Raw genomic sequence first — 23,895 nt, 5'->3', positions numbered from 1 at the left:
AATGAATTTACTTTATGGGCCAAAAAAGTGGGATGGGCAGAAATGCCCATCCCACTGATTTGACTTCGAAAAGCGCTAGACCTGCGCGGCGACACCGTCGCGGGAGATGGCAACCATGTCCTCGCGCGGCACCACCTTGATGCGCTCACGCTTGACCTCAACACCGTGCGAGCCGCCGGCTTCCGTGGCGGCTGCGCCGAGGGCAAGCTCGTGAGCGTCCAGGGCCAGCCAGCCTTCCCAGCTGGTGAACTTCACGCCGCGGGCGTCCAGGAGTTCTACGACGGCGTCAGCCTCGGGAACGCTGGCCACCGGAAGGTTCTCGCGGTCTTCCAGCAGGTAGGTCACTGTCTCAAGGGCATCGCCCTTGGTGTGGCCGATCAGGCCGACGGGTCCGCGCTTGATCCAGCCCGTGGCGTAGACGCCCGGCACGTGGGTGCCGGAGGCGTCCAGGACGCGGCCGCCGTCATTCGGGATGACACCCTTCTTGTGGTCGAACTCGATCTCCGGCAGGGCGGAGCCGAAGTAGCCGATGGCGCGGTAGACGGCCTGGACCGGGTAGTCCACGAACTCGCCGGTGCCGCGGGCGTTGCCCGTGCCGTCGAGCTCGGTGCGCTCGAACTTGATGCCGGCCACCTTGCCCGGCGTCTCGGCGTCGTCGTAGATCTCCACCGGGCTGTGCAGGAAGTGCAGGTGCAGGCGGCGGGACGCCTTGAGCTCGGAGAGGTCCTCGGGCTGCTCGGCGATCCAGTTGGTGAGCGTGCCCACCATGGTCTTGGTCTGGTTGTTCGTCTGGATCTGGCGGTCCGATTCCTCGTCGAACTCGAAGTCCTCCGGGTACAGGATGATGTCCACGTCCTTGGAGTGGGACAGCTCGCGCAGCTCCAGCGGGGTGAACTTGACCTGGGCCGGGCCGCGGCGGCCGAAGACGTGCACGTCGGTGACCGGCGATGCCTTCAGTCCGGCGTAGACGTTGTCCGGGATTTCGGAGACAAGCAGGTCATCGGCGTGCTTGGACAGGACACGGGCCACGTCCAGTGCCACGTTGCCGTTGCCGATCACCGCGATTTCCTTGGCCTCCAGGGGCCATTCGCGGGGAACGTCCGGGTGGCCGTCGTACCAGGAGACGAAGTCCGCGCCGCCGTAGGAGCCGTCCAGCTCGATGCCCGGGATGTTCAGGTCCGCGTCCTTGATGGCGCCTGTGGCGAAGATGACGGCATCGTAGTGGGTGCGCAGGTCCTCGATGGTGAGGTCCGTGCCGTAGTCCACGTTGCCGAAGAAGCGGATGTCACCGCGGTCCAGAACCTTGTGCAGGGCGTTGACGATGCCCTTGATGCGGGGGTGGTCCGGGGCCACGCCGTAGCGGATCAGGCCGTAGGGTGCCGGGTAGCGGTCAAAGAGGTCGATGCTTACGGTCAGCTCGCCGCTCTTGACAGCTTCACTCTTGGTGAGGATGTCCGCGGCGTAGACGCCTGCCGGGCCGGAGCCCACGACGGCGACGCGCAGCGGACGGTCGGCAGAACCTACGGAGGTGCTTGATGACACGGCTGTGTTCCTTTTCTTCGGTCCGTCCCAACCAGGTTGCACTAACTGTCGTTTTGACGGCTCATAACGACACTTCGCGCTGCCCGGTTGGGTGGGGGCTAGGTGGTGACGGAGGTCTTGCGGGGGCTGTTCGGGGTGGTGGTTCCGTAATCAGCGGTTTTGAAGTGCGACGGCGCGAACGGGCTCACGCGCACCACGTCACCGATGACTATGACTGCCGGGTTGGCCACACCGGCGGCTTCCGCCTGGTCCGCGATGGAACCGAGGGTGCCGATGGTGACGCGCTGGTTGGGCAGGTAACCGTTCTCCACGATACCAACCGGGGTGTCCGCCGGCATGCCGGCTTTGCCCAGGGCGGACGCGGATTCGCGCAGCTGGCCCACACCCATGAGCAGCACCACGGTGTGGTCAGGGCGGGCCGGAACTTCGGACAGTTCCTCGTGGCCGGTCACCACGCTGAAGCCCTTGGCGAGGCCGCGGTGAGTTACCGGGATGCCGGCTGCGGCGGGGACGGAGATGGCGGACGTGACGCCGGAAACCACTTCCACCTCGACGCCGCGCCGGCGGCAGTATTCGGCTTCCTCGCCGCCGCGGCCCAGGACGTACGGGTCGCCGCCCTTGAGCCGGACCACGCGGTGGCCTTTGAGGGCTTCCTCGACAAGAATGCGGTTGATCTCTGACTGCGGAACGGGATGGTGGCCGGGAGTCTTGCCCACCTCGATGACGCGGACATCCGGGGCCAGTTCATTGAGCAGTTCACGCGGGCCGAGGCGGTCTGCGACCACCACGTCCGCCTGGCCCAGCAGACGGCGGCCGCGGACGGTGATGAGGCCGGTATCACCGGGACCACCGCCCACCAGGGCAACGGAACCGTTGCGGGCGGCACGGCGGCGGCGCAGCGGCAGGTCCCCGGTTTCGAGGGCGGTAGCGACGGCGTCACGCACGGCCATGGCGCGGCGCGGGTCTCCCCCGGCGTTCACGGCGATCTTGACGTCGTCCACTTCTGCAACGGCAGGGGTCCAGGCGGCAGAGGCTTCATGGTCGGAGGCGTTCACGCACCAGATGCGCTGCGCCTCGGCGTCGGCGGAAACCCGGGCGTCCACGGCGGAATCACCGGTGGCGGTCTGGACGAACCAGACGCCGTCGACGTCGGAGGAAGAGTAGGTGCGCGGCTCCCAGGTGAGGAGTCCGGCGTCGGCCAGTTCCCGGAGGGCGGCGGAGGCAACGGGAGCCACGACGGTGACACGGGCACCGGCGTCGAGCAGCCCCTTGGCGCGGCGCGCAGCAACGGGGCCGCCGCCCACCACCAGCACGGGGCGGCCGAGGAGGCGCAGTGCTGTGGGGTAGATATCCTGAATTGCCATGAATCAACGGTAGGGCCGCGTCACAATCGCCCACAAAGGCCGAGCAACAACAGTTCACGTAAGGTAACGCTGCGTCACATTGCTCGGGTACGGGAAAGTGGCGGAACGACGGACGGGGAGGGTGGGGTATCCACCCTCCCCTGGGCCCTTCCTTCAGCCCTACTTCACGGCGATGAGTTCGATCGGCTTGATGTCGGGATCCTTCGCGAGCAAGGCCGGGCCGTGTTCAGCGAGTGCGGCCGGAATGGCGCCGTTGAGGTGGGCCTGCCTGTCCTCCTCGGTATCAAAGGTGTCGAAAATCCCGAACGTGTTATCACTGAGGCGGAAGGCATACCAGGTCCGGGTACCCGGCTCGTTGTCCACAATCTCCCGGCCTCCGTTGAGGAAGTCCCACACTTCCTGTTCCTTGCCCGGCTTCGCCTCGACCGTAGCGAGTAGTCCAAGTTTCGGTGCCATGGCGGTCTCCTCAAATTGTCGGAACCGGGCCCTACCGGCGTACCCGCGAGTCTAGGCAGGTGGCCCGGGGGTGGCAAGGGTCCGCCGGTTCCGCGGCCGCAAACCAAACAGCACAGCCCGACGCCGGGACTCGCCGTCGGGCTGTGCTGTTTGGTTCTGTGCGGTCGGACTGGAGCGGCGGACCCTAGCGGGTGCTCCCCGAAAGGAGGCCGCGGCTGCGCAGGAGACGCTTCTCGATCGGCGCGAACACCAGCAGCTCGATCAGGATGCCGACGGCAAGGATCAGCAGGATTGCCGCCATCACCACGGACATGTCGGACAGCTGCCGGCCCTGGTCCAGCAGCGATCCCAGGCCGAAGCCGATGGTGCCGCCCACGGCGATGATTTCCGCAGCCATGAGCGAGCGCCAGGAAAAGGCCCACCCCTGCTTGAGGCCGCTCAGGTATCCGGGCAGCGCGGCGGGGAGGATGATCTGCAGCGCCATCTGGAGCCGGGACGCACCCAGGACAGTACCCACGCGGCGGTATTGCGGCGGGATCTGGTCCACGCCCGAAATGAGCCCGTTAATGATGGAGGGGATGGCGCCCATAAAGATTACGAAGTACACGGTGGCGTCGGTCAGGCCGAACCAGATGATGGCCGCCGGAACCCACGCCACGGACGGCAGTACCTGCAGGCCGGAAATCAGCGGCCCGAAAGCCCGGCGCAGCGGAGCCACCTGGGCCAGCAGCAAACCTACAGGGGTTGCGATGGCAACACTGATCACAAAGCCAACAATGCCGCGCTGCATGGAGGTCCAGAGGGATTCCTGCAGCTTGCCCTCGTTCCAGAGCACGCCCATCTGGGTCACCACGTCCAACGGGCCCGGCACCAGGTCGCGGCGCTTCACCCCGAGCGAGACATAAAACTGCCAGATGAGCACCAAAGCCACCAGCGCGGCTATGGGCAGGAGCACGCGGCTCCAGTCGATCCGGTGTTTCCGGTCGGCGTCGGACTGCAACGAGTCGAGCCCGGACTCAAGTTCCCGCAGATCCTCGTGCCCGGTGGATGTCCGCGTCAAAGCGGCATGGACGTGAGGGGTTTCGACAGGCTCAACCAACGGATCAGACACGGAGTTACTTGGCATGGCGGCGAATCTCCTCACGCAGCCGGGCGGTGATGACCCCGGTCAGCTGGCCGGCAAGCCCGGCGTCGGTTCGGTGTTCCTCGGTGACTGCCCATTCCTGGACAACGCGGCCCGGGCGGGAGGACAGCAACAGCACGCGCTGTCCCAGCCGGACGGCCTCGCGGACGTTGTGGGTCACGAAGACGATGGTGCGCCCGGTTTCCTTCCAGATGCGCTCGAGTTCGTCGTGCAGGAGGTCGCGGGTGATGGCGTCCAGGGCGGCGAACGGCTCGTCCATGAGCAGCAACTGCCGGTCCTGTGCCAACGAACGGGCCAGGGAAACGCGCTGGCGCATACCGCCGGACAGCTCGTGCGGCCGCTTGTCCCCCGCGGTGCCGAGGTGCACCAGCTCAAGGAGCTCCTGCGCCTTCGCCTTGCGTTCAGCCTTGCCCATGCCGCGCAGTTTGAGTGCCAGTTCGATGTTCTCCCGGGCAGTGAGCCAGGGGAACAGCGCGGCGTCCTGGAACATAAATGCGGCACCGTCGCTGGGCACTTCGAGGGCGCCCGACGTCGGCGCTTCGAGTCCCGCGATGATGTTCAGCAGGGTGGATTTGCCGCAGCCGGAGGCACCGAGGAGGGCGACGAACTCGCCCTGTCCGATGTTGGCGTTGACGTCGTCCAGCACCGGGGCGCCGTCGCCGAAGCGCTTGCCCAGGTTTTCCAGTACGACTGGCATGGTGCCGTCCTTAGGTAGGTGGTGGGGATGGATCAGTTCTGGCCGAGGCCGGCGGCGGAAATCCTGGTGGTGCTGCCTGTGGCGGCGGTGACCTCGTTCAGCGCGCGGAGGTCGAAGAGTCCGTTGAGGTCGGCCTGCTTGGTGGTTCCGGCCTCCACGCCGTCCTGCAGCAGCCGGGGGTAGCTTCCGGCCAGCGGGTCCAGGGTGTACGTGATGTTGGCCAGGGACCGGGCGAGGACGTCTTCAGGAAGTGCCGCGCCTGCTGATTCCTGCAGGGCCGCATTGATGACGGAGGCCTTCTGCGCGGCGGGCGCTTCGTTCAGCCATGCCACCGACTTCGCGTGGCCGGCCAGGAGCGCCTTCACGGTGTCCGGGTGGTCGGCGGCGAACTTCTGGTTCACGATCAGGATGGTGGTGGGGAACTCGCCCGGCTTGCCGGTGCCCGTTCCGTCCCACAGGTCCTTTTCGTCCACCAGCACCTTCGCTCCGGCCTGGAGCACCAGGCGTGACGCCCACGGCTCAGGCAACCAGGCGCCGTCGAGCTTTCCGTCCTGGAACAGTTTCAGGGCCTGGGCGTTTTCGGTGGGGTTGATGGTGACGTCGCCGCTGCCGTCCACGTTGGTTTTATACCCCTGGTCCGCGAGCCAGGCGCGCAGGGCCACGTCCTGGGTGCCGCCCAGCTGCGGGGAAGCCAAGGTCTTGCCCTCGAGGTCCGGAGCCGAGTTGATCTCCGGTTTGACCACCAGCTGGGCGCCGCCGGCTGCAGCGCCGGCAATGACCCGGACGGACTCCCCCTGGCTCTTGACGAACGAGTTGATGGCCGGGTTGGGGCCGATGTAGGCGGCATCGATGGCGCCGGCATTCAGCGCCTCGATGGCGGCAGGACCGGCGTTGAAGGTCTCGGTGCTGAGCGCGGTGCTGCCCAGGGCTTCGGCCAGGAAACCCTGCTTGATGCCCACCAGGGCGGGCGCGTGCGTGACGTTGCCGAAATAGCCCAGCTTCAGTTCCGCCGCGGGCGTGGGTTCAACCGCCTGGGCCTCGGTATTGCGGGAAACAGTGGATGCCACCACGGCGCCGAGAGCGATCAGCAGGACCAGCCCGATGGCCAGGGCAGCCTCGATGGCACGCTTGCGCTGGGGAACCGCGCTTTCGCCTGCCACGATGCGGGTCATCCCGGGCTTGGAACTAGTCATTGTTTCACCATAGGGAGTGACCCAAACCCGTTCAATGACGCGGAAACGGGGGGTCACGAAGGTTCATCTAGCGTCATATTCCGCTGCACCACTTGGAGCCCGTGCTGCCCCCTGGCCGCAGATTCGAGTACTCACTACTCGTGCTTCCCGCTCCCCTCCCACGTAGCGTCCATAAAAGTCCTGCTGGGGAGGCTCATAAGCGAATTGACTTATAGGGGCAGGTCATGGGTATCGAGCTATGCAGGAATGTGCGTCATCCGGTTCTGTCCGCCATCGTGGTTGACCGCGGGTGGCGGCCGTGACACAGGCCGACGGTTATGCACCGCTCCTGGACCCGTCCGTGCTCGAAAGGCTGCGCGAAGAACTCGACGATGATGAAGGCGTCTGGAAAGTATTCGTGCAAAACTTCATCGCCCACCTGCCCGAACGGAACGAGAAGCTGAGGCAGACCCTGACCACCGGCGATGTCACCGGAGCCATGGATGCCGTCCTCAGCCTCAAGACGTCAAGCCAGATGGTGGGCGCGGAACGGCTGGCTGGCCTGGCCATCGACCTGGAGCAGGCCATGCGCCACGACATCCTCGGTGCCGATCCGGCCGTGGCCCTGCCCCAGTTGGCGGCGGCCCACCTCCGCCGGATTAAGCAGTGCAGCCGGCAGACCACCTACCTGCTCCAGGCAACCTTGACGAAGAAGCCGGACCTTGACTGAGCAGGACTCAGTTGCCCTTGACGTTGATCAATTGCCGCAGCTTGTGCCGGACCTTGACGAGGTCTGCGGCGTCCTGCATCACCTGGTCGATGGGTTTGTAGGCAGCGGGGATTTCGTCGATGAACGCCTCCGAGGCCCGGAACTCGATCCCGCGCATGGCCTTCTTCAGCTCGTCCAGGCTGAAGGTCCTGCGGGCCGCGTTGCGTGAGTACTCCCGGCCGGCCCCGTGCGGGGAGGAGTTCAGGGATGCGGGGTTGCCAAGGCCTTCCACCACGTACGACGCCGTTCCCATGGAACCGGGGATCAGTCCGGCATCGCCCGGGCCGGCTTGGATTGCGCCTTTCCGTGACACCCAGACGGACCGGCCGTAGTGGGTCTCCTGCTGGGTGAAGTTGTGATGGCAGTTGATCCTTTCGCGTTCCTGCACCTTGCCGCCCACCCAGCGGCTGAACTGGGTGATGACGCGGTCCATCATTTCCTCCCGGTTCAGGAGCGCGAAGTGCTGGGCCCAGCGCAACTCCGCCATGTAGCGGTCGAATTGCGGCGTGCCCTCGTCGAGGTAGGCGAGGTCCGGGTGGGGCAGATGGATCTGGTGCTTCCGCGATATTTGCTGGGCGACGCCGATGTGATGCTGGGCGATCTTGTTGCCGATGCCGCGTGAACCGGAGTGCAGGAACAGCCAGACGGCATCAGCCTCATCGGCACAGACCTCGATGAAGTGGTTGCCCGAGCCCAGGGAGCCCAGCTGCAACTCCCACTTGGCCACGTACTGGGCGGGGATGAACCCCGCTTTTGAGGCCAGCCGCTTCAGCTCCGCGATCCGCGGCTCGGCGGTGGGCTGTACCGTCCTGTTGTTGTGGCCCGCAGAGAGGGGAATGACCCGCTCGATGTCTTCGCGGAGTTTCTTCCGGTCCCTTGGCAGGTCCGCCAGCGAGTACTGCGTCTGGACTGCAATCATCCCGCAGCCGATATCCACGCCCACTGCGGCCGGGATGATCGCGTGCAGTGTGGGGATCACGGAGCCCACGGTGGCACCCTTGCCCAGGTGGGCGTCGGGCATCAGCGCCAGGTGCGGGTAAATGAAGGGCAGTCCGGCCGTCATTACGGCCTGTTCCCGGGTCTTGTCATCCAGGATGGACGCCCAGTTGAGCAGCTTGCTGTTGATGGTTTCCATGTGCCGCCTCCCACTGCCGGATGAGGACTAACGTGAGTCCTAGGCTACCGCCGGTCCCCGCGACAGCCCTTGCAACCGACTCCCGGAAGGAGATGCACCATGGTGAACGTCCAGACCGAGATCCTCATCAGCCGGCCCAGGGCGGAGGTGGCGGAGTATGCCGCCAACCCGGACAACGCGCCGAAGTGGTACGTGAACATCCACAAGTCCCAGCGCCTGACCGCAGGGCCGGTGGGGCCCGGCTCCAAGGTCGCGTTCACGGCGAAGTTCCTGGGCCGGGAGCTGAACTACACCTACGAATTTGTTGAGTACATGCCCGGCGAGAAGCTGGTGATGCGCACCGCCCAGGGCCCTTTCCCCATGCAGACCACTTACACCTGGAGCGACGCCGGCGGCGGGACCAGGATGACCCTGGGCAACGCGGGCAAGCCGTCAGGGTTTTCGAAGCTCGCAGGACTGGTCATGGCCCCGATGATCCGGCGGGAGACCCGGAAGGACCTGCAGAAGCTCAAAGGGATCCTCGAAGCGGGGCGCGAAGCGCACCGTTAACCACGAAATCGCCGGAACGGTGCGGGGTAGCCGTAGCGCTACGGCTACCCCGCACCATTCCGGCGAATTTGGGCGAAGACTAGATGCTGTAGCGCTCGTCCTCGTGGTCGCCCGGGTGGTCCTTGACCAGGCCGGCGGCGAGGGTGTTGCCGTCGAGCGGGTCAATCACCAGGAACGCGCCGGTGCGGCGGTGGTGCAGGTAGTTCTCAAGCGGCAGCGGTGCGGCGAGCCGGAGCTGCGCGTGGCCGATGTCGTTCAGCTCAAGGTTGGAGGCGGGCTCCAGCTTGAAGGACGCCAGATCCAGCTTGCCGGACACGTTGCGGACCAGCGCCTGCACCGTGCGGGTGCCGTGCTTTACCAGCACCTTCTGGCCTTCGCGGAGCGGCTTCGGGGACAGCCAGCACAGCGCTGCATAGAGGTCGGCCGAGGCTTCGCGGACGGTGCCGGCAGCAGCAATGGTGTCACCGCGGGCCACGTCGAATTCCTCCGCCAGGCGGATGGCCACGGACTGCGGCGCGGCGGCTTCCTCCAGGGAGGCGCCGGCGAAGTCGATGCCCACCACTGTGGTGGTGCGCGGATCCTGGCCGGGCGTCAGTACGGAGACCTTGTCCCCCACCTTGACGGAGCCTTCGGTGATCTGGCCGGCGTACGCGCGGTAGTCACGGTAGGCCTCCGCATCCAGGCCGGCGGCCACGGCGTCGGGAGCCAGCGCGCCCTGCGGCCGGATGACCAGCTGCACCGGGAAGCGGAAGCTCTCCAGGTGGCTTTCGAGTTCGTCGGCGGCCGGAAGGGTTTCGAGGACCTCGAGCAGCGCGGGGCCGGTGTACCAGGGGGTCCGCTCGGAGCGCTCCACCACGTTGTCGCCGTCGAGCGCAGACACGGGCACCACCAGCAGGTCGGCGATGCCGTCGGAGCCGAGGCCCAGCTCGCGCCCAACCTGCTGCACGTCGGCTTCGATCTCGCGGAACACGGACTCGCTGAAGTCCACCAGGTCGATCTTGTTCACGGCCACAATCACGTGTGCCACGCGCAGCAGCTGCAGCACGGACAGGTGCCGGCGGGTCTGCTCCAGCACACCCTTGCGGGCGTCAATGAGTACGACGACGGCGTCCGCAGTGGACGCGCCGGTCACCGTGTTCTTGGTGTACTGGACGTGCCCGGGGCAGTCGGCCAGGATGAAGCTGCGCCGGTCGGTGGCGAAGTAGCGGTAGGCCACGTCGATGGTGATGCCCTGTTCACGCTCTGCACGCAGGCCGTCGGTCAGCAGCGCGAGGTCGATGCCGCCCTTTTCGCCGCCGAAGCCGCGGTCAGCTGAGGTGCGGGCAACGGCGTCGAGCGTGTCAGCCAGGATGGCCTTGGAATCGTGAAGGAGGCGGCCCACCAAAGTGGACTTTCCGTCGTCGACCGATCCTGCGGTGGCAAACCGGAACAGGGTGGTGGGCAGGGCTGTTTCCAGGTCCGAAGCCAAAGTGTCGGTGCTCATTTAGAAATACCCGTCCTTCTTGCGGTCTTCCATGGCTGCCTCGGAGATGCGGTCATCTGCACGGGTGGCGCCACGTTCGGTCAGGGTGGAGGCGGCAACTTCAACCACGACGTCGGACACGGTGTACGCGTCGGACTCCACGGCGCCGGTGCAGGACATGTCCCCCACGGTGCGGTAGCGGACGGTCTTGGTGATGACTTCCTCGTGCGGCAGCGGCTGGGAGACCTCGCCCACTGCGCGCCACATGCCGTCGCGGGCAAAAACCTCGCGCTCGTGGGCGTAGTACAGGCCCGGAAGCTCGATGTTCTCGCGCTCGATGTAGCGCCAGATGTCCAGCTCGGTCCAGTTGCTGATGGGGAACGCGCGGACGTGCTGGCCCACCGTGTGGCGGCCGTTGTAGAGGTTCCACAGCTCGGGGCGCTGGTTGCGGGGGTCCCACTGCCCGAACTCGTCACGCAGGCTCAGGATGCGCTCCTTGGCCCGGGCCTTGTCCTCGTCGCGGCGGCCGCCGCCAAAGACGGCGTCGAACTTGTTCCGCTGGATGGCGTCCAGCAGCGGGACGGTCTGCAGCGGGTTGCGGGTGCCGTCGGCGCGCTCGGCCAGTTCACCGCGGTCGATGAATTCCTGCACGGAGCCGACGACGAGCTTCAGGCCCAGCCGCTCAACGGTCCGGTCGCGGAAGTCGATGACCTCGGGGAAGTTGTGGCCGGTGTCCACGTGCAGCACGGGGAACGGGACCTTGCCGGGCCAGAATGCCTTGGTGGCCAGGTGCAGCATCACCACGGAGTCCTTGCCGCCGGAGAACAGCAGCGCGGGCTTCTCGAACTCGGCAACAACCTCGCGGATGATGTGGATGGCCTCGGACTCGAGGGTGTCCAGGCTGGAGAGGCGCGTGGATACGGCAGCTTCAGTCACCTGGGTGGTCTCCTCGGATAGGTAAGTGCTCATACGTGTAGTCCGCATTCTGTCTTGTCGGTCCCTGCCCAGCGGCCGGCGCGGGGGTCGTCGCCGGGCGCCACCTTCCGGGTGCAGGGCTGGCAGCCAATGGAGGGGTACCCCTGGGAAAGCAGCGGGTTGACGGGCAGGAGGTTGTCGTCCGAGTACTGGACCAGCTGGTCGAACGTCCACGCGGCCACCGGGTTGACCTTGACCAGGCCGTTGGCCTCGTCCCAGGTCACCAGCGGGGTGTTGGTGCGGGTGGGTGCCTCGTCGCGGCGGACCCCGGTGAACCAGACTTCGTAGCCGGACAGCGTGCGGCGCAGCGGGGCCACCTTGCGCAGGGCGCAGCACTGGGCGGCGTCGCGGGCGAAGAGATCTTTGCCCAGGAGCCGGTCCTGCTGCTCCACGGTGTTCTCGGGGAGCACGTCCACCACGTTGACGCGGAGGTTCGCGGCCACCTCGTCACGCGTGGCGTAGGTTTCCGGGAAGTGGTAGCCGGTCTCCAGGAACAGGACGTCGACGCCGGGCAGCTGGTCCGCGACCAGGGCCGGCAGGACGGCGTCGGCCATGGAGCAGGCAACGGCGACGGCGGGCAGCTCAAAGTTCCGCTCCACCCAGGCGATCACGTCGCGGGCGGGGGCGTCCCAGCCGAGCTCTGCAGCGCCGGCTTCGGCGAGGGCCTTCAGTTCGTCCTTGCTGCGGAGCCTGGGGGCGGCTGCTGCCGCAACGGTGGTGTCAACCTCGGCAGAGGCAACCGCCGGCGCAACGACCGGGTCTACTCCGAGTGCATGCTTGCTCATTACTGGAGTGCCTCCTCTTCTGCTGCGTGGGCCCACTCGGCGAAGGTCTGGCCTTCGGCGCGCTGGGCCACGAAGGTGCGGACTACGCGCTCCACGTAGTCGGGCAGGTCGTCGACGTACACCTTGAGGCCACGGACGGTGCGTCCCAGCCCGGCCTCCTCGCGGTCGTTGGAAGCCAGCCCGCCGCCCAGGTGGACCTGGAAACCCGGGGAGGGGTCACCGTCGGGCGTGGGAAGCATCATTCCCTTGAGGCCGATGTCCGCGGTCTGGATGCGGGCGCAGGAGTTCGGGCAGCCGTTGATGTGCAGGGACAGTGCGTGCGGCAGTTCGCCGGAGGCGGCAAGGTCGGCCAGGCGGCGTTCCAGCTCGGCCACGGCGGTGGCGGCCGTGTGCTTGGTCTCCACGATGGCCAGCTTGCAGTACTCGATGCCGGTGCAGGCGATGGTGCCGCGGCGGAACACGGACGGGCGGGCGGACAGGCCCAGTGCGTCCAGCTCGGCCACGAGCGGCTCCACCTGGTCCTTCTCGACGTCCAGGACCACCAGCTTCTGGTGCGGCGTGGTGCGCAGCCGGTACGAGCCGCGGGCCTCGAGGGTGTCCGCGAGCTTGACCAGCGCGGCGCCGGACAGGCGGCCGGCCAGCGGGGTGGCGCCGATGAAGAACTTGCCGTCCTTCTGCTCGTGCACGCCGATGTGGTCGCCGGGGGTGGTGGGCTTGGGCGCGGCCGGACCATCGGCCAGCTTGTAACCGAGGTATTCGTCCTCAAGGATCTGGCGGAACTTCTCCGGACCCCAGTCGGCCATCAGGAATTTCAGGCGCGCCTTGGTGCGCATGCGGCGGTAGCCGTAGTCGCGGAAGATGCTGGTGACGCCGAGCCATACATCCGCGGCCTGCTCCGGCTTCACGAATGCGCCGAGGCGCTTGCCGAGCATGGGGTTGGTGGACAGCGCGCCGCCGGCCCAGAGGTCGTAGCCGACACCGAGTTCGGGGTGGCGCACACCGACGAGGGCGAAGTCGTTGATCTCGTGAACCACGTCCTGGCTGGGGTGGCCGGTGATTGCCGTCTTGTACTTGCGGGGCAGGTTGGACAGCAGCGGGTTGCCGATGAACCGCTCGCCCAGTTCCGCAATGAGCGGGGTGGGGTCGATGATCTCGTCCTTGGCGATGCCGGCCACGGGCGAGCCCAGGATGACGCGGGGAACGTCGCCGCAGGCCTCGGTGGTGGACAGGCCAACACCTTCCAGGCGGGTCCAGATCTCGGGGATGTCCTCCACGCGGATCCAGTGCAGCTGGATGTTCTGGCGGTCCGTGAGGTCGGCCGAATCGCGGGCGAAGTCCACGGAGATCTGGCCGATAACGCGCAGCTGCTCAGTGGTGAGCGCGCCGCCGTCGATCCTCACACGAAGCATGAAGTACTTGTCCTCAAGCTCGTGCGGCTCAAGGGTTGCGGTCTTGCCGCCGTCGATCCCGGGCTTGCGCTGGGTGTACAGGCCCCACCAGCGGAACCGGCCGTGCAGGTCCTGGCCGGGGATGGCGTCGAAGCCCTCTTTGGAGTAGATGGTCTCGATACGCTCGCGCACGTTAAGGCCGTCGTCTTCCTGTTTCCAGGTTTCGTTGGCGTTCAGGGGCGTTTTGCCGTCCACTTTCCACTGACCGTGCGGTTTCGCAGCGGGTCGGGACGGGCGGGCCGGGCGCTTCGGGGCGGCGCTGTCCGCGGACGCTCCGGCTAGAGCTGTATCAGTCATGCATCGACTGTAGGTCCCGTTCGAATAGCGTCACAAAGGGCCGGAAACGCTAAGTCACCTAGGGAAATATTTCGTCACGAAACGCCGGACGGCCTTGAACAAGCCACCCTCCTGTGTATCTGACTGCGCTCCGCCTGATGCTTCAACGGGCGGTTCGGCAGCTGCTTTGGCGGGCGACGCCGCAGCGGCTTCCCGTGCCTTCGCGACGGCGGCGTCGTACCGTTCCAGCGCGATCTCGGCCAGTACCGGTGAGGGCAGCAGGGGTTCTGTCACGACGTCGGCGCCCGCCTTGGCGAGCTGATCGTGGAAGTAGCCCGGCGCCAGGAGGTAGGAGGCAATCACCACGCGGCCGCCGACGTCGACAGCCCCCGCGGACTCCCCCGCACCGGCACCTCCCTCCAGTTCCTCGCGAAGCATCGCAACGGCGTCGGGCACGGACGGCTTGGCGGAGGCACCATAGGCGGCCACCATCCGGTTTGACCGCAGCTCCCGAAGCTGGCCGAGCAGTTCCTCAACGCTCACGGCGGCCTTGGGGTTGGATGAGCCCGCGGCGGCGAGCACAATCACGTCGTTGTCCGTGACCCCTGCTTCGCGCAGCCGCTGGTCCAGCAGCGCGGCAAGGCGCGGGTCCGGGCCCAGCGGAGCGGCCGCTGCACTGCCCGGCCGGCTCTTCACCGCCCGGGCGATGTCCACCTTGACGTGGTAGCCCACGCTGAGCAACAGCGGAACCACGACGGCGGACTCCCCCGCCGGCAGCCCCGCCACCACGTCCACCAGATCGGGCTGCTGGACGTCCACGTAGGCTTCCCGGACGTCGAGGCCCGGGCGGAGCGCGGCGATGGCATCGCGCAGGGCGTTGACCTCCGCGGCGCCTTGTGTGTTGGACGTCCCATGGGCGCAGGCGATCATGATGGGGCTGTTCATAGGGGCTAGCGTAACGTTGGAGCCGCCCTGTCCGCCCTCTTTGATACCGCCGGGACGCTCCATGACATTCCCCTTTGACAACGCGCCCGTGTGGCTGGATTTGCTGGGCGTCTTCTTCTTTGCTGTCTCGGGTTCACTGCTCGCCGCGCGCAAGCAGATCGACATTGTGGGATCCCTGTTGCTGGCTTCCCTGGTGGGCCTTGGCGGCGGCGTAATCCGGGACATCATCCTTGCGGTTGTCCCGGCGGCCTTCACCAACCCGGCCTACCTGGTGCCGCCGCTGCTGTCCACCGTCCTGGTGTATTTCCTGTTTTCCAGCGTCCAGCGGTACACGTCACTGCTGACCCTGTTCGACGCCGCCGGGCTGGCCTTGTTCTGCATGACCGGCACCCTCAAGGCCCTGTCCACCGGCCTGAATCCGGTTGCTTCCGTGCTCCTGGGAGTGACGTCGGCGGTGGGCGGGGGCCTGCTGCGGGACGTGGTCGCCAACGAGGTTCCGGAGCTCTTTAATCCCAAAGACATCTACGCGCTGCCAGCCTTCCTGGGGGCTGCCTTGACCGCTGCCCTGTGGGTGCTGGGCGTCTTCAATGTGTTGACAGCGGCCGTGATCGCGGCCCTGGTGTTCACGTTCCGGGTCCTGGCCTGGCGGCGCTCCTGGCAGGCCCCGCTCGCCGTTCGCGGGTGGCACCGGGCAGGGTCCGGCAGCGGCGAATCGCAGGGCCGCGATTAGCTAGGATATGAGCATGACTGACATGTTCCTCGAGAAATTCCGCTCGCTTGTTCCAAAGTATCTCGAGGATGAATGGCAGGAAGAGGACGGCCTGTCCCCGGAAGAACTGGACAAGGCCCTCGCCGACCACCAGTTCCAGATTCCCCTGGTCCTGCGCGAGTTCTACCTGGCCATTGGCGGCTGCGAGGACCTGATGGAGGCCTACCACTACTTCTGGGACCCGGACGAGCTCGAAGTTGATGACGAGGGCTTCCTGATGTTCCTCGAGGATGAGGAAGAGGAATACACCTGGGGTTTCCGGGTGGGCGACCTCAGCGTCCCCGATCCCATCGTGTACCGCCGCAACAATGCCCGCGGCCAATGGAAATCCGAAGAGGGCACCTTCTCCGAGTTCGTGTTCGACATGTTCGAGTGGGCCTTCGAGGACGACGAAGACTAGGTTCTGCTGCCGCTGGCTGCTCGTCTTGCTCTTAGGCCCCGCTGAGTCTCCCCAGGTTTTGGGCTTCCGACCGGCGTGTCCCCTAGTTTTGGCGGCGTTTCTGCCCGGTTCGGATTGAAACATGGGGAATCTCAGCGGACCACCCTGCCCCGGAGCACCTGCCAGACCTCGTTTACGATCTTTTGCGGGTTGTAGACCACGTCCGCGTAGCCGTACCGGAGCACCGCATAGCCGGAGAGCGTGCTCGCGTTGTTCCTGCCCCTGTCCTTCTTGACCTGCCGCGGCTCAAGGTGCGTGCCGCCGTCGATCTCCACAATGAGAAATCCTTCCAGGAGGAAATCCACGATCCCGATCCCCGCCAGCTCCACCTGCGTCTCGGTATGGATTCCCTCACTGCGGAAAAGGATGCGTGCCAGTACCTCGACGGGCGAGTCGGCCGTCCCGTCCACCAGCTCCAGCACCCTTCGGGCAGCGCCATTCCGCCTGCCCGCCAACCGTTCATGCAGATAGCCAAGAGTTGTCACCCCTTGCCGCGCGGCGCTTTCCACCATGACCGCAGCTTCCACCGGCGGAAGGCAGCGCAGGCAATGTAGAAGGACGTCGGTGGTACTGGCCACCGGGCGCGGACCGTCGGGAGGAACGAGGGATTCCCGGTGGACCACCGCGTCCTTGGGTCCTCCGTGGCGGCACAACAGGTGGAGGTCCTGAGGTTCATGCAGGATCCAGAGCCGGCGGTGGACCGCAGCAGAGGCGCAGGTCAGCAATCCGTTGCCAAGGACGGCGCCCGTCATGTCGGCAGCAGCGTCCGGCAATGCCACCACGCCATGCCGAAGACGGCGTATTTCGCCCCCTGCCACAGCATTGCGGATGCTGCGGTCAGTGAAACCGGCCTGGAGGATCGTGGACGTGCGGGCAACCGAGCCGGCGTGTTTGAGGAATCGGGTGAGGTCCATGCAGCCAGCAGACCCGAACTTCGGCATCGGCGGCAGGGCGGCTGGGTCCTATGTGGACAAAGACCCCGCTGGATCTCCCCGGGTTATGACGAACGCGCCTGCGTGTCTTCGAGACATGCCGGGATATGGACAGGTCTCAACCTGAAAAGTGGGGAAATCCAGCGGGAGAAAGTTTTGACACCGCCCGTAACAAGAGACTTGCATCTTGTGACAAGACTGTCATAGACTGTTCCCGGATCCGCTAAACGCCTCCGGCGGGTCTGATGCGAACGGAGAGATAGCCTCGGTTCACAGCAACATATGACTCGTATTGTTGCTGCGGACCGGGGCTGTCCCGTTTAACCAGGCACCGCTCAACAGAGTCACCCCCGCAACGAAGAAGCCCGGCCCCCGTCCACGGAGCCGGGCTTCCACGAAACAAAACTAGCTGGCGCGGTCCACCACAGCCACGGCGAAGTTGGACAGCGATTCCTTGACCACACCGTCCGGCAGCGGAGCCAGGGCTGCGATGGCTTCATTGGCCCACTGCCGCGCCACCACCCAGGATTCGGCGGTGACCGGGTGTTCGCGCAGACCAGCAACGGCCTCGGCGAGGGCTTCGTCCGAGGTGAGGTCGCCGTCAATCAGTTTCAGAAGTTCGACGGCGGACTGGTCACCATCCGCGGCCGCCCTACGCAGGAGCAGCACCGGCAGGGTGGGTACACCTTCGCGCAGATCGGTGCCCGGGGACTTGCCGGACTTGACCTTGATACCGGTCACGTCGATGACGTCGTCCGCGAGCTGGAACGCCACGCCAACCTTCTCGCCGTACTCCACCAGTACGTCCTCGTAGGCCTCGTCGGCGCCGGAGAAGATGGCACCGAACTGCCCGGAGGCCGCCACCAGCGAGCCGGTCTTGTCCGCAATCACGGAAAGGTAGTGCTCTACCGGATCCTCGTCCGGGCGGGGGCCCACGGTTTCGTGCAGCTGGCCCAGGCAAAGCCGCTCAAACGTGCGGGCCTGGATTCCCAGCGCCCGTCCACCAAGTTCAGACACGAGGATGGACGCGCGCGCAAAGATCAGGTCGCCGGTGAGGACGGCCACCGAGTTGCCCCACACCTCATGGGCTGTGGGAGCACCGCGGCGGAACGGGGCTGAGTCCATCACGTCGTCGTGGTAGAGGGTGGCCAGGTGCGTCAGTTCAACCACGACGGCGGCCTGCACCACGGCGGGAAGCGAGGCGTCGCCAAGGTGTGCACAGAGAAGTGTCAGCAGCGGCCGGATGCGTTTGCCGCCGGCTTCCACCAGGTGGCGCGACGTTGCGTCAGCCAGCGGATCCGAGTTGGCGATGGCTTCCCGGAGCTTCTTCTCGACCCGGGCCAGGTTGTTGGTGATGGCCGGCCCGAGCTCAGCGTCGCCGGCGATCGCGGCGAACCCCGCAGGCAGCTGCAGTCCGGTGGCAATGGCGGTGGTGTTCAGGCTGGGTTCAGAGTCCGGCAGGCCGTGTCCGGCGTGCGTCCAGCTGTGGTCTGCGGGTTTGGTCACGGGTTAACCCTAACTTTTTGTTGCGGATACCGCTGGTTCGTAGCCGCGGAGGTATTGGATGTGGCCGGGACAAGCAGCTCAAGGACCCGGATAGCCCGGTCCTCGAAGCCCTTGGCGGACGGGTCGGTGAGGTTCGCGAGGAGCCTGACCACGAACCGCATGAGGACGGGGATTGGCATCCCGGTCCGGAGCGCAAGCTTCATAACTGCCGGCTTGCCGATCAGTGCGGCGAACGCCCGGCCCAGGGTGAAGTGCGATCCCCACTGTTCGCGCACGTAGTCCCCGTACCGCGAAAGGTGCGCGTCGGCGTCGTACGTTCCGCCCGAGGAGGCACTGCGCGAGGAGGCGTCGATGATGAACTCGGCGGCGAACCGGGCGGATTCCATGGCGTAGGAGATCCCCTCGCCGTTGAACGGGGAAACCATGCCGCCGGCGTCGCCCAGGAGGAGCAGGCCTGGTGAGTAGTGCGGGGTGCGGTTGAAGCCCATGGGCAGCGCGGCGCCGCGGATTTCGCCCACCTGGTTCTCCGGCGTGAACCCCCATTCGGCGGGCATCCCTGCAGTCCATTCGCGCAGGACCTGCTTGTAGTCGAGCTTGCCGAATTCCCTGGAGGAGTTCAGGATGCCGAGGCCCACGTTGGAAGTGCCGTCGCCCACGCCGAACACCCAGCCGTAGCCGGGCAGCAGTTTCCCGTCGCGGCCGGGGAGCTCCAGCCAGCCTTCCATCCAGTCGTCATCAGTGCGCGGGCTGGTGAAGTAGGTGCGCACGGCCACGCCGAGGGGGCGGTCGTCGCGTTTCTGGATGCCGAGCGAAACAGCTGTGCGGGTGGAGTTGCCGTCGGCGGCGAGTACGACGTCGGCACTGAACTCGCGCGTCTCCCCCGTCTTGCGCCCGGATTCGTCCAGGAGCGCTGCGCGGACGCCGGTGACCCGGCCGCTTTCGGCGCGGATGGCGTCGGTGACGCTGTGCCGCTCAAGGATGGCGGCGCCGGCGGCCTTGGCGTGGCGGGCCAGTTCCTCGTCGAAGCCCAGGCGGGTGCGGATGAGGCCGTACTGCGGGAAGTCGGACACCTCGGGCCATGGGAGCTCGATGGTGCGGCCGCCGGCGATCAGGCGCAGGCCCTTGTTGCGCCGCCAGCCGTCGTTTTCAGGGTGGGGCAGGCCCAGCTTCTGGATTTCACGGACTGCCCGGGGCGTGAGGCCGTCACCGCAGACCTTTTCCCGCGGGAAGCTCGTCTTTTCCAAAACGGTGACATCGATGCCCGCCTTGGCAAGGTAGTACGCAGCGGTGGAGCCGGCCGGCCCCGCGCCGACAATCAGTACCTTCACAGGTCAGCGTGTAATGTTGCGACGCAGCTTGGCCACCGGGCCCTTGTGCGCGGCGATGGCGGCAGCACCGTTCTCCGAAGTTACCGGCTTGAAGGCGCGGTGGACCGCCACAATGCCGCCGGTGAGGTTGCGGTAGGTGACGTTGTCCCAGCCGGCATCCTGAAGCCAGGCAGCCAGGTGGTCCTGGTCCGGCCAGGCGCGGATGGATTCGGCGAGGTACACGTAGGCGTCCGGGTTGGAGGCAACTTTCACGGCGATGGCCGGCAGGGCGCGCATGAGGTATTCGGTGTACATGGTGCGCCAGAGCGGGACCACGGGCTGCGAGAACTCGGCGATGACCAGCCGGCCGCCGGGCTTGGTGACGCGGAGCATCTCCTGCAGCGCCTTCTTCGGTTCGTTAACGTTGCGCAGGCCGAAGGAGATGGTGGTGGCGTCGAACGTGTTGTCCGCGAACGGCAGGTTGGTGGCATCACCGGCGATGAAGTCAATGTCAGGGCGGCGGCGCTTGCCTACCTTGAGCATTCCGAGGGAGAAGTCGCAGGCGACAACGTCTATGCCCGCATCGGCATATGGCTCGCTGGAGGTGCCGGTGCCGGCCGCCAGATCCAGGACGCGCTGGCCCTTGGAAACTTCCATGGCTTCCACCACAACCTTGCGCCAGCGGCGGGTCTGCCCCATCGACAGGACATCGTTGACGACGTCGTATTTCGGTGCGACGTCGTCAAACATCGTGGCTACTTCGTCCGGACGCTTATCCAAGGATGCTCGGTTCACCATGACATTGTCTCAAATGTTCAGGTGCGTCCGGACCAAGGCGGACACCGGGACGCAGTTGCCCCATCTGGTACTTATTCGGTACTCGGTAAGCCCAGTACCTATAAGTACTAGTGTTGTCTCATCATGACGAGCACGTTCCGTACCTTGACAGTCCCCCTGGATGGCAAAGCGTTCCCCGGGGGGCTGCCGTCGTTTTTGGTCCGGGACGACGTCCTCTGCTGGACACGCCGCGAAGCCGGACTGGTGGGTTTCGGCGAGATCGCCCGCTTCACGGCCACCGGCCCAGAGCGCTTCCTCGAGGCGGACATCTGGTGGCGCCACCTCGTCCTCGAGGCCGAGATTTCAGACTCCGTTGAGCTGCCCGGCACAGGTCCGGTGGCCTTCGGCTCCTTCGCCTTTTCCAAGACCTCCGCCCACGAGTCCCGGTTGATCGTGCCCGAGATTGTGGTGGGCGTCCGCGACGGCCGCGTCTGGCTCACCCAGCTGACGTTCGACGACGCGCCCCTCACCAAAACTGGCGCACTTGCCGCGCTGGACCGCTGGCTCGGCAGCCGCTCCCCAGCTCAAAGCACGACGGCGGCAGCGGACCCTGCCGGGGACGGCACCCCAGGTGCGGCACCCGCCCGGGCGGGTGGCGCCGTCGTCCGTCCCCTGCCCCTGGCCGCCGGGGCAACCCTGCACACGGGCTCGCTGGGCGAGGAGGACTGGAAGGCCGCGGTGGCCGCCGGAGTAGCGGAGATCCGGACCGGGGCCTTGGAGAAGCTGGTGCTTGCGCGGGACATCGTGGCGACTGTTCCCACCGGCGTCAACGCTGCGAAAGTGCTGCGGGAGCTCGCCGGGCGGTACCGCGAATGCTGGACCTACGGCGTGGACGGTCTGGTGGGCGCGACGCCGGAGATGCTGATTCAGGTGGAGGGGCGCACTGCGCAGGCACGGGTGCTGGCCGGAACGCTGGACCGCCGCGACGCCCACGGGGAGGACGGACTTCCCATGGATTACGCCACCCGGGTACTGGCGGGGTCGGAGAAGCAGCGGCACGAACACGAGATCGCCATCCAGTCGCTGACCACCCAGCTCGCGCCATTCTCCGAGGCCATGAACGCCCATGACGAGCCGTTCATCCTGGAACTGCCCAACGTGTGGCATCTGGCCTCGGATGTGAAGGCTGAGCTGGCCGAGGTGGAAGGCCACGTGCCCACCTGCCTGGCCCTGATCAACGCACTGCATCCCACGGCCGCCGTCTGCGGAACACCAACGCAGGTGGCCGGGGCCCTGATCCGCAAGCTGGAGCACCTGGACCGTGGGCCCTACGCAGGACCCGTCGGCTGGCTGGACGCGGCAGGAAATGGGGAATGGGGTATCGCGTTGCGCGGCGCGGTTATCGAAAGCCCCACCACCGTGCGGCTGTATGCCGGCTGCGGAATAGTGGACGGGTCCCAGCCCGAAGCCGAGCTCGCCGAGACCTGGGCGAAGTTCCGGCCGATGCTGGAATCCCTCGGAATCAAGAACTAGGCCGCGAGTCCGGTATCTGAGACATCGCTGCTTCGCCTAGGCTTGAAAACAGGAGTAATTTAGTTATCCAATAGTGAAACTAAGTTTCCTGTGATGCACATCTCTTATTCGGCGCTACACTATGAACCGATTTAGTACCGCATACTCCTGCAACAAAAGGTAAGAAACATGCAGCTCAAGTCCCTGGCCACGGCCAAAATGACCGCCAAGGCAGCAGCACTCTTCGCCGTTGGCGCCCTCACCCTCACGGCCTGCGGCGGCGGAAGCTCAACCCCGGCAGCGTCCGAAGGCGGCATCCAGCTCATCAACTCCGGCAAGCTCACGGTCTGCTCGGACATCCCCTACGAGCCGTTCGAATTCGAAAAGGACGGCCAGACGGTCGGCTTCGACGTGGACATCGCCAAGGAGCTCGCCAAGGACTTCGGTGCCGAACTGAGCATCGTGGACAGCTCTTTCGAGGCCATCGAGACCGGCACCGCCCTCACCCAGTGCGACCTGGGCATCTCCTCGATTTCCATCACGGACACCCGCAAATCCGTCATGGACTTCTCCACCCCGTACCTGGATGACGACCTGGCGCTCGTAGCCAGCGACACGTCGGGCATCAAGAGCCTGGACGACGCCAAGGGCAAGAAGGTGGGCGTACAGCAGGCCACCACCGGCGCCGACTACGCACAGGAGAAGGGCATCGACGCGCAGCAGTTCGAGGACACCGGCCTCCTGGTGCAGGCACTGGAAGCCGGCACCATCGACGCCGCCCTGGGCAACCAGTCCGTCCTGGGCTACGCCATCAAGGACCAGCCCAAGTTCAAGAGCGTTGAGGACTTTGCCACCGGCGAGCAGCTGGGCATCTCCATCAAGAAGGGCAACACCGCCATGGCGGACAAGGTCAACGCCACTCTCAAGCGGCTGACCGGCGACGGCTCACTGGAGAAGTTCAAGACCACCTGGTTCGGCGAAACCGCCAAGTAGCCACCGCCCTGTAGTCGCCGTGCAGGGCCCGGGGCTCCCCCGCCTCGGCTCTTTCACGGCCCAAAGAACTACGCAGCAGGGGCCCCGGACGGGCTGTACCGCAGTCCGTCCGGGGCCTCTGCCACGCACAACGAATGTGAGCAACCCATGGCAATGACCGCACGTCAGCGAGCCAGAGTAAGCCTGTATGTCCAGGCCGGAATCTTTGTAGTGGCCATCGCCGCCCTGATCCTGGCCACCGACTGGAAGACCATCGGCAACAGCGTCTTCAACTTCGGCAAGATCGGGCCGATGTTCCCCGGCATCTTCACCACCGGCCTGGTGAACACCCTGATCTATACGTTCCTCGGCTTTGCGGTGGGCCTCTCCGGCGGCCTGCTGCTGGCCCTGATGAAGCTCTCCAGCTTCCCCCTGTACCGCTGGATCGCCACCGGCTACATCGAGTTCTTCCGCGGAATCCCCGCCCTGCTGGTCTTCATCGCCTTCGGCTACGGTGTTCCCCTGGCCTTCGGTGTCTCCTGGAACATCACCCTGGTGGTGATGCTGTCCCTCGGCATCGTGGCCTCCGCCTACATCGCCGAAACACTCCGCGCCGGCCTGCAGGCTGTGCCGAAGGGCCAGCTCGAGGCCGCCCGCTCCCTGGGCATGCCGCAGTGGCGGGCCATGGTGACCATCGTGATACCGCAGGCTTTCAAGATCGTCCTGCCGCCGCTGACCAACGAGGTCATCCTGCTCACCAAGGACTCCTCGCTGATCTACGTCCTGGGCCTCACCGCCTCGCAGTATGAGCTCACGAAGTTCGGCCGTGACGGCATCTCCAGCCTGGGTGCCGGCCTCACCCCGCTGCTGGTGGCGGGCGCCTTCTACCTGGTGATCACCATCCCGCTGAGCCTTCTGGCCCGGAAGTTCGAAAGCCGCTCCGCGCGGACCAAGCGATAGGC

Annotated in this window: 23 protein-coding genes; 7 read left to right on the top strand and 16 right to left on the bottom strand. The window is 66.1% G+C overall.

Going from position 1 to position 23,895, the window contains the following annotated elements:
• Positions 1-75: 75 nt before the first annotated feature.
• From AC3A4Z_RS03990 to AC3A4Z_RS03965, 6 genes are all read right to left on the bottom strand, one after another.
• Positions 76-1,542, bottom strand: a complete 1,467-nt coding sequence (locus AC3A4Z_RS03990; protein WP_498710246.1) for an FAD-dependent oxidoreductase — start codon at positions 1,540-1,542, stop codon at positions 76-78.
• Positions 1,543-1,640: 98 nt separating this feature from the next.
• On the bottom strand, positions 1,641-2,906 hold the full coding sequence (cobA, locus tag AC3A4Z_RS03985) for a uroporphyrinogen-III C-methyltransferase (protein WP_498710245.1): 1,266 nt from the start codon (positions 2,904-2,906) through the stop codon (positions 1,641-1,643).
• 159 nt (positions 2,907-3,065) lie between these two features.
• Positions 3,066-3,362 (bottom strand): putative quinol monooxygenase, encoded by a 297-nt coding sequence (locus AC3A4Z_RS03980; RefSeq protein ID WP_498710244.1) that lies wholly within the window; start codon positions 3,360-3,362, stop codon positions 3,066-3,068.
• A gap of 184 nt (positions 3,363-3,546) precedes the next feature.
• On the bottom strand, positions 3,547-4,488 hold the full coding sequence (locus AC3A4Z_RS03975) for an ABC transporter permease (protein WP_498710242.1): 942 nt from the start codon (positions 4,486-4,488) through the stop codon (positions 3,547-3,549).
• The gene (locus AC3A4Z_RS03970; RefSeq protein ID WP_050054183.1) at positions 4,478-5,203 is read right to left on the bottom strand and encodes an ABC transporter ATP-binding protein; all 726 of its coding nucleotides are present in this window, start codon (positions 5,201-5,203) and stop codon (positions 4,478-4,480) included. The genes AC3A4Z_RS03975 and AC3A4Z_RS03970 overlap by 11 nt, the downstream gene beginning before the upstream one ends.
• Positions 5,204-5,235: 32 nt before the next feature.
• Positions 5,236-6,375: an ABC transporter substrate-binding protein gene (locus AC3A4Z_RS03965; RefSeq protein WP_498710780.1), complete on the bottom strand. Its 1,140-nt coding sequence runs from the start codon at positions 6,373-6,375 to the stop codon at positions 5,236-5,238.
• Between the two features lie 319 nt (positions 6,376-6,694).
• Here AC3A4Z_RS03965 and AC3A4Z_RS03960 point away from each other — a divergent pair, with 319 nt between their 5' ends.
• A complete protein-coding gene (locus AC3A4Z_RS03960) occupies positions 6,695-7,105 on the top strand; it encodes an Hpt domain-containing protein (protein WP_498710241.1) in 411 nt (136 codons plus the stop codon).
• A gap of 7 nt (positions 7,106-7,112) precedes the next feature.
• On the opposite strand, the gene AC3A4Z_RS03955 is transcribed toward AC3A4Z_RS03960, so the two are convergent.
• Positions 7,113-8,279 carry an RtcB family protein gene (locus tag AC3A4Z_RS03955; protein ID WP_498710239.1) on the bottom strand — a complete coding sequence of 389 codons (1,167 nt, stop codon included), beginning with the start codon at positions 8,277-8,279 and terminating at the stop codon, positions 7,113-7,115.
• Positions 8,280-8,378: 99 nt separating this feature from the next.
• Here AC3A4Z_RS03955 and AC3A4Z_RS03950 point away from each other — a divergent pair, with 99 nt between their 5' ends.
• Positions 8,379-8,828, top strand: a complete 450-nt coding sequence (locus AC3A4Z_RS03950) for an SRPBCC family protein (protein ID WP_498710237.1) — start codon at positions 8,379-8,381, stop codon at positions 8,826-8,828.
• A gap of 79 nt (positions 8,829-8,907) precedes the next feature.
• Here the strand turns inward: AC3A4Z_RS03950 and AC3A4Z_RS03945 are convergent, their stop codons facing one another.
• From AC3A4Z_RS03945 to AC3A4Z_RS03925, 5 genes are read right to left on the bottom strand one after another with little or no spacing between them, the layout of a single operon-like run.
• Positions 8,908-10,311 (bottom strand): sulfate adenylyltransferase subunit 1, encoded by a 1,404-nt coding sequence (locus AC3A4Z_RS03945; RefSeq protein WP_498710236.1) that lies wholly within the window; start codon positions 10,309-10,311, stop codon positions 8,908-8,910.
• The gene (gene cysD, locus AC3A4Z_RS03940; protein WP_493970726.1) at positions 10,312-11,259 is read right to left on the bottom strand and encodes a sulfate adenylyltransferase subunit CysD; all 948 of its coding nucleotides are present in this window, start codon (positions 11,257-11,259) and stop codon (positions 10,312-10,314) included.
• A complete protein-coding gene (locus tag AC3A4Z_RS03935; RefSeq protein ID WP_493970727.1) occupies positions 11,256-12,050 on the bottom strand; it encodes a phosphoadenylyl-sulfate reductase in 795 nt (264 codons plus the stop codon). Before AC3A4Z_RS03935 ends, cysD begins: the two co-directional genes overlap by 4 nt.
• Entirely contained in the window at positions 12,050-13,795 is a 1,746-nt protein-coding gene (locus AC3A4Z_RS03930) for a nitrite/sulfite reductase (RefSeq protein WP_498710234.1), read from the bottom strand. Before AC3A4Z_RS03930 ends, AC3A4Z_RS03935 begins: the two co-directional genes overlap by 1 nt.
• Positions 13,796-13,849: 54 nt before the next feature.
• Positions 13,850-14,719 (bottom strand): sirohydrochlorin chelatase, encoded by an 870-nt coding sequence (locus AC3A4Z_RS03925; RefSeq protein ID WP_498710232.1) that lies wholly within the window; start codon positions 14,717-14,719, stop codon positions 13,850-13,852.
• A gap of 61 nt (positions 14,720-14,780) precedes the next feature.
• On the opposite strand from AC3A4Z_RS03925, the gene AC3A4Z_RS03920 reads away from it, so the two are divergent.
• On the top strand, positions 14,781-15,449 hold the full coding sequence (locus AC3A4Z_RS03920) for a trimeric intracellular cation channel family protein (RefSeq protein ID WP_498710231.1): 669 nt from the start codon (positions 14,781-14,783) through the stop codon (positions 15,447-15,449).
• 13 nt (positions 15,450-15,462) lie between these two features.
• Complete coding sequence (locus tag AC3A4Z_RS03915) at positions 15,463-15,888, top strand: hypothetical protein (RefSeq protein ID WP_498710229.1); 426 nt, start codon at positions 15,463-15,465, stop codon at positions 15,886-15,888.
• Positions 15,889-16,019: 131 nt separating this feature from the next.
• Here AC3A4Z_RS03915 and AC3A4Z_RS03910 read toward each other — a convergent pair whose 3' ends face one another.
• The 4 genes from AC3A4Z_RS03910 to AC3A4Z_RS03895 all read right to left on the bottom strand — a co-directional run bounded on the left by AC3A4Z_RS03910 (position 16,020) and on the right by AC3A4Z_RS03895 (position 20,467).
• Positions 16,020-16,841, bottom strand: coding sequence for a DUF559 domain-containing protein (locus AC3A4Z_RS03910; protein ID WP_498710228.1), 822 nt, complete (start codon positions 16,839-16,841; stop codon positions 16,020-16,022).
• 423 nt (positions 16,842-17,264) lie between these two features.
• On the bottom strand, positions 17,265-18,365 hold the full coding sequence (locus tag AC3A4Z_RS03905; protein ID WP_493970733.1) for a polyprenyl synthetase family protein: 1,101 nt from the start codon (positions 18,363-18,365) through the stop codon (positions 17,265-17,267).
• Complete coding sequence (locus AC3A4Z_RS03900) at positions 18,362-19,693, bottom strand: geranylgeranyl reductase family protein (RefSeq protein WP_498710226.1); 1,332 nt, start codon at positions 19,691-19,693, stop codon at positions 18,362-18,364. The genes AC3A4Z_RS03905 and AC3A4Z_RS03900 overlap by 4 nt, the downstream gene beginning before the upstream one ends.
• Positions 19,694-19,696: 3 nt before the next feature.
• Entirely contained in the window at positions 19,697-20,467 is a 771-nt protein-coding gene (locus AC3A4Z_RS03895; RefSeq protein WP_498710779.1) for a demethylmenaquinone methyltransferase, read from the bottom strand.
• Positions 20,468-20,593: 126 nt separating this feature from the next.
• On the opposite strand from AC3A4Z_RS03895, the gene AC3A4Z_RS03890 reads away from it, so the two are divergent.
• The 3 genes from AC3A4Z_RS03890 (at position 20,594) to AC3A4Z_RS03880 (ending at position 23,893) form a co-directional block, all read left to right on the top strand.
• Positions 20,594-21,982: an isochorismate synthase gene (locus tag AC3A4Z_RS03890; protein ID WP_498710225.1), complete on the top strand. Its 1,389-nt coding sequence runs from the start codon at positions 20,594-20,596 to the stop codon at positions 21,980-21,982.
• Between the two features lie 168 nt (positions 21,983-22,150).
• Complete coding sequence (locus tag AC3A4Z_RS03885) at positions 22,151-22,954, top strand: ABC transporter substrate-binding protein (RefSeq protein ID WP_498710224.1); 804 nt, start codon at positions 22,151-22,153, stop codon at positions 22,952-22,954.
• Between the two features lie 147 nt (positions 22,955-23,101).
• Positions 23,102-23,893: an amino acid ABC transporter permease gene (locus AC3A4Z_RS03880; protein ID WP_050054168.1), complete on the top strand. Its 792-nt coding sequence runs from the start codon at positions 23,102-23,104 to the stop codon at positions 23,891-23,893.
• The last annotated feature ends 2 nt before the right edge of the window (positions 23,894-23,895 follow it).

Source organism: Arthrobacter sp. Soil_C_49, assembly GCF_057656635.1.
The sequence above is the reverse complement of the archived record's forward strand: the minus strand, read 5'-3'. Positions and strand labels throughout refer to the sequence as shown.

Coding starts and splice junctions, on each gene's coding strand:
- AC3A4Z_RS03910 (WP_498710228.1), bottom strand. CDS start 16,841: ATGGACCTCACCCGATTCCTCAAACACGCCGGCTCGGTTGCCCGCACG.
- cobA (WP_498710245.1), bottom strand. CDS start 2,906: ATGGCAATTCAGGATATCTACCCCACAGCACTGCGCCTCCTCGGCCGC.
- cysD (WP_493970726.1), bottom strand. CDS start 11,259: ATGAGCACTTACCTATCCGAGGAGACCACCCAGGTGACTGAAGCTGCC.
- AC3A4Z_RS03890 (WP_498710225.1), top strand. CDS start 20,594: ATGACGAGCACGTTCCGTACCTTGACAGTCCCCCTGGATGGCAAAGCG.
- AC3A4Z_RS03965 (WP_498710780.1), bottom strand. CDS start 6,375: ATGACCCGCATCGTGGCAGGCGAAAGCGCGGTTCCCCAGCGCAAGCGT.
- AC3A4Z_RS03915 (WP_498710229.1), top strand. CDS start 15,463: ATGACTGACATGTTCCTCGAGAAATTCCGCTCGCTTGTTCCAAAGTAT.
- AC3A4Z_RS03925 (WP_498710232.1), bottom strand. CDS start 14,719: ATGAACAGCCCCATCATGATCGCCTGCGCCCATGGGACGTCCAACACA.
- AC3A4Z_RS03935 (WP_493970727.1), bottom strand. CDS start 12,050: ATGAGCAAGCATGCACTCGGAGTAGACCCGGTCGTTGCGCCGGCGGTT.
- AC3A4Z_RS03950 (WP_498710237.1), top strand. CDS start 8,379: ATGGTGAACGTCCAGACCGAGATCCTCATCAGCCGGCCCAGGGCGGAG.
- AC3A4Z_RS03885 (WP_498710224.1), top strand. CDS start 22,151: ATGCAGCTCAAGTCCCTGGCCACGGCCAAAATGACCGCCAAGGCAGCA.
- AC3A4Z_RS03930 (WP_498710234.1), bottom strand. CDS start 13,795: ATGACTGATACAGCTCTAGCCGGAGCGTCCGCGGACAGCGCCGCCCCG.
- AC3A4Z_RS03945 (WP_498710236.1), bottom strand. CDS start 10,311: ATGAGCACCGACACTTTGGCTTCGGACCTGGAAACAGCCCTGCCCACC.
- AC3A4Z_RS03920 (WP_498710231.1), top strand. CDS start 14,781: ATGACATTCCCCTTTGACAACGCGCCCGTGTGGCTGGATTTGCTGGGC.
- AC3A4Z_RS03880 (WP_050054168.1), top strand. CDS start 23,102: ATGGCAATGACCGCACGTCAGCGAGCCAGAGTAAGCCTGTATGTCCAG.
- AC3A4Z_RS03975 (WP_498710242.1), bottom strand. CDS start 4,488: ATGCCAAGTAACTCCGTGTCTGATCCGTTGGTTGAGCCTGTCGAAACC.
- AC3A4Z_RS03970 (WP_050054183.1), bottom strand. CDS start 5,203: ATGCCAGTCGTACTGGAAAACCTGGGCAAGCGCTTCGGCGACGGCGCC.
- AC3A4Z_RS03980 (WP_498710244.1), bottom strand. CDS start 3,362: ATGGCACCGAAACTTGGACTACTCGCTACGGTCGAGGCGAAGCCGGGC.
- AC3A4Z_RS03955 (WP_498710239.1), bottom strand. CDS start 8,279: ATGGAAACCATCAACAGCAAGCTGCTCAACTGGGCGTCCATCCTGGAT.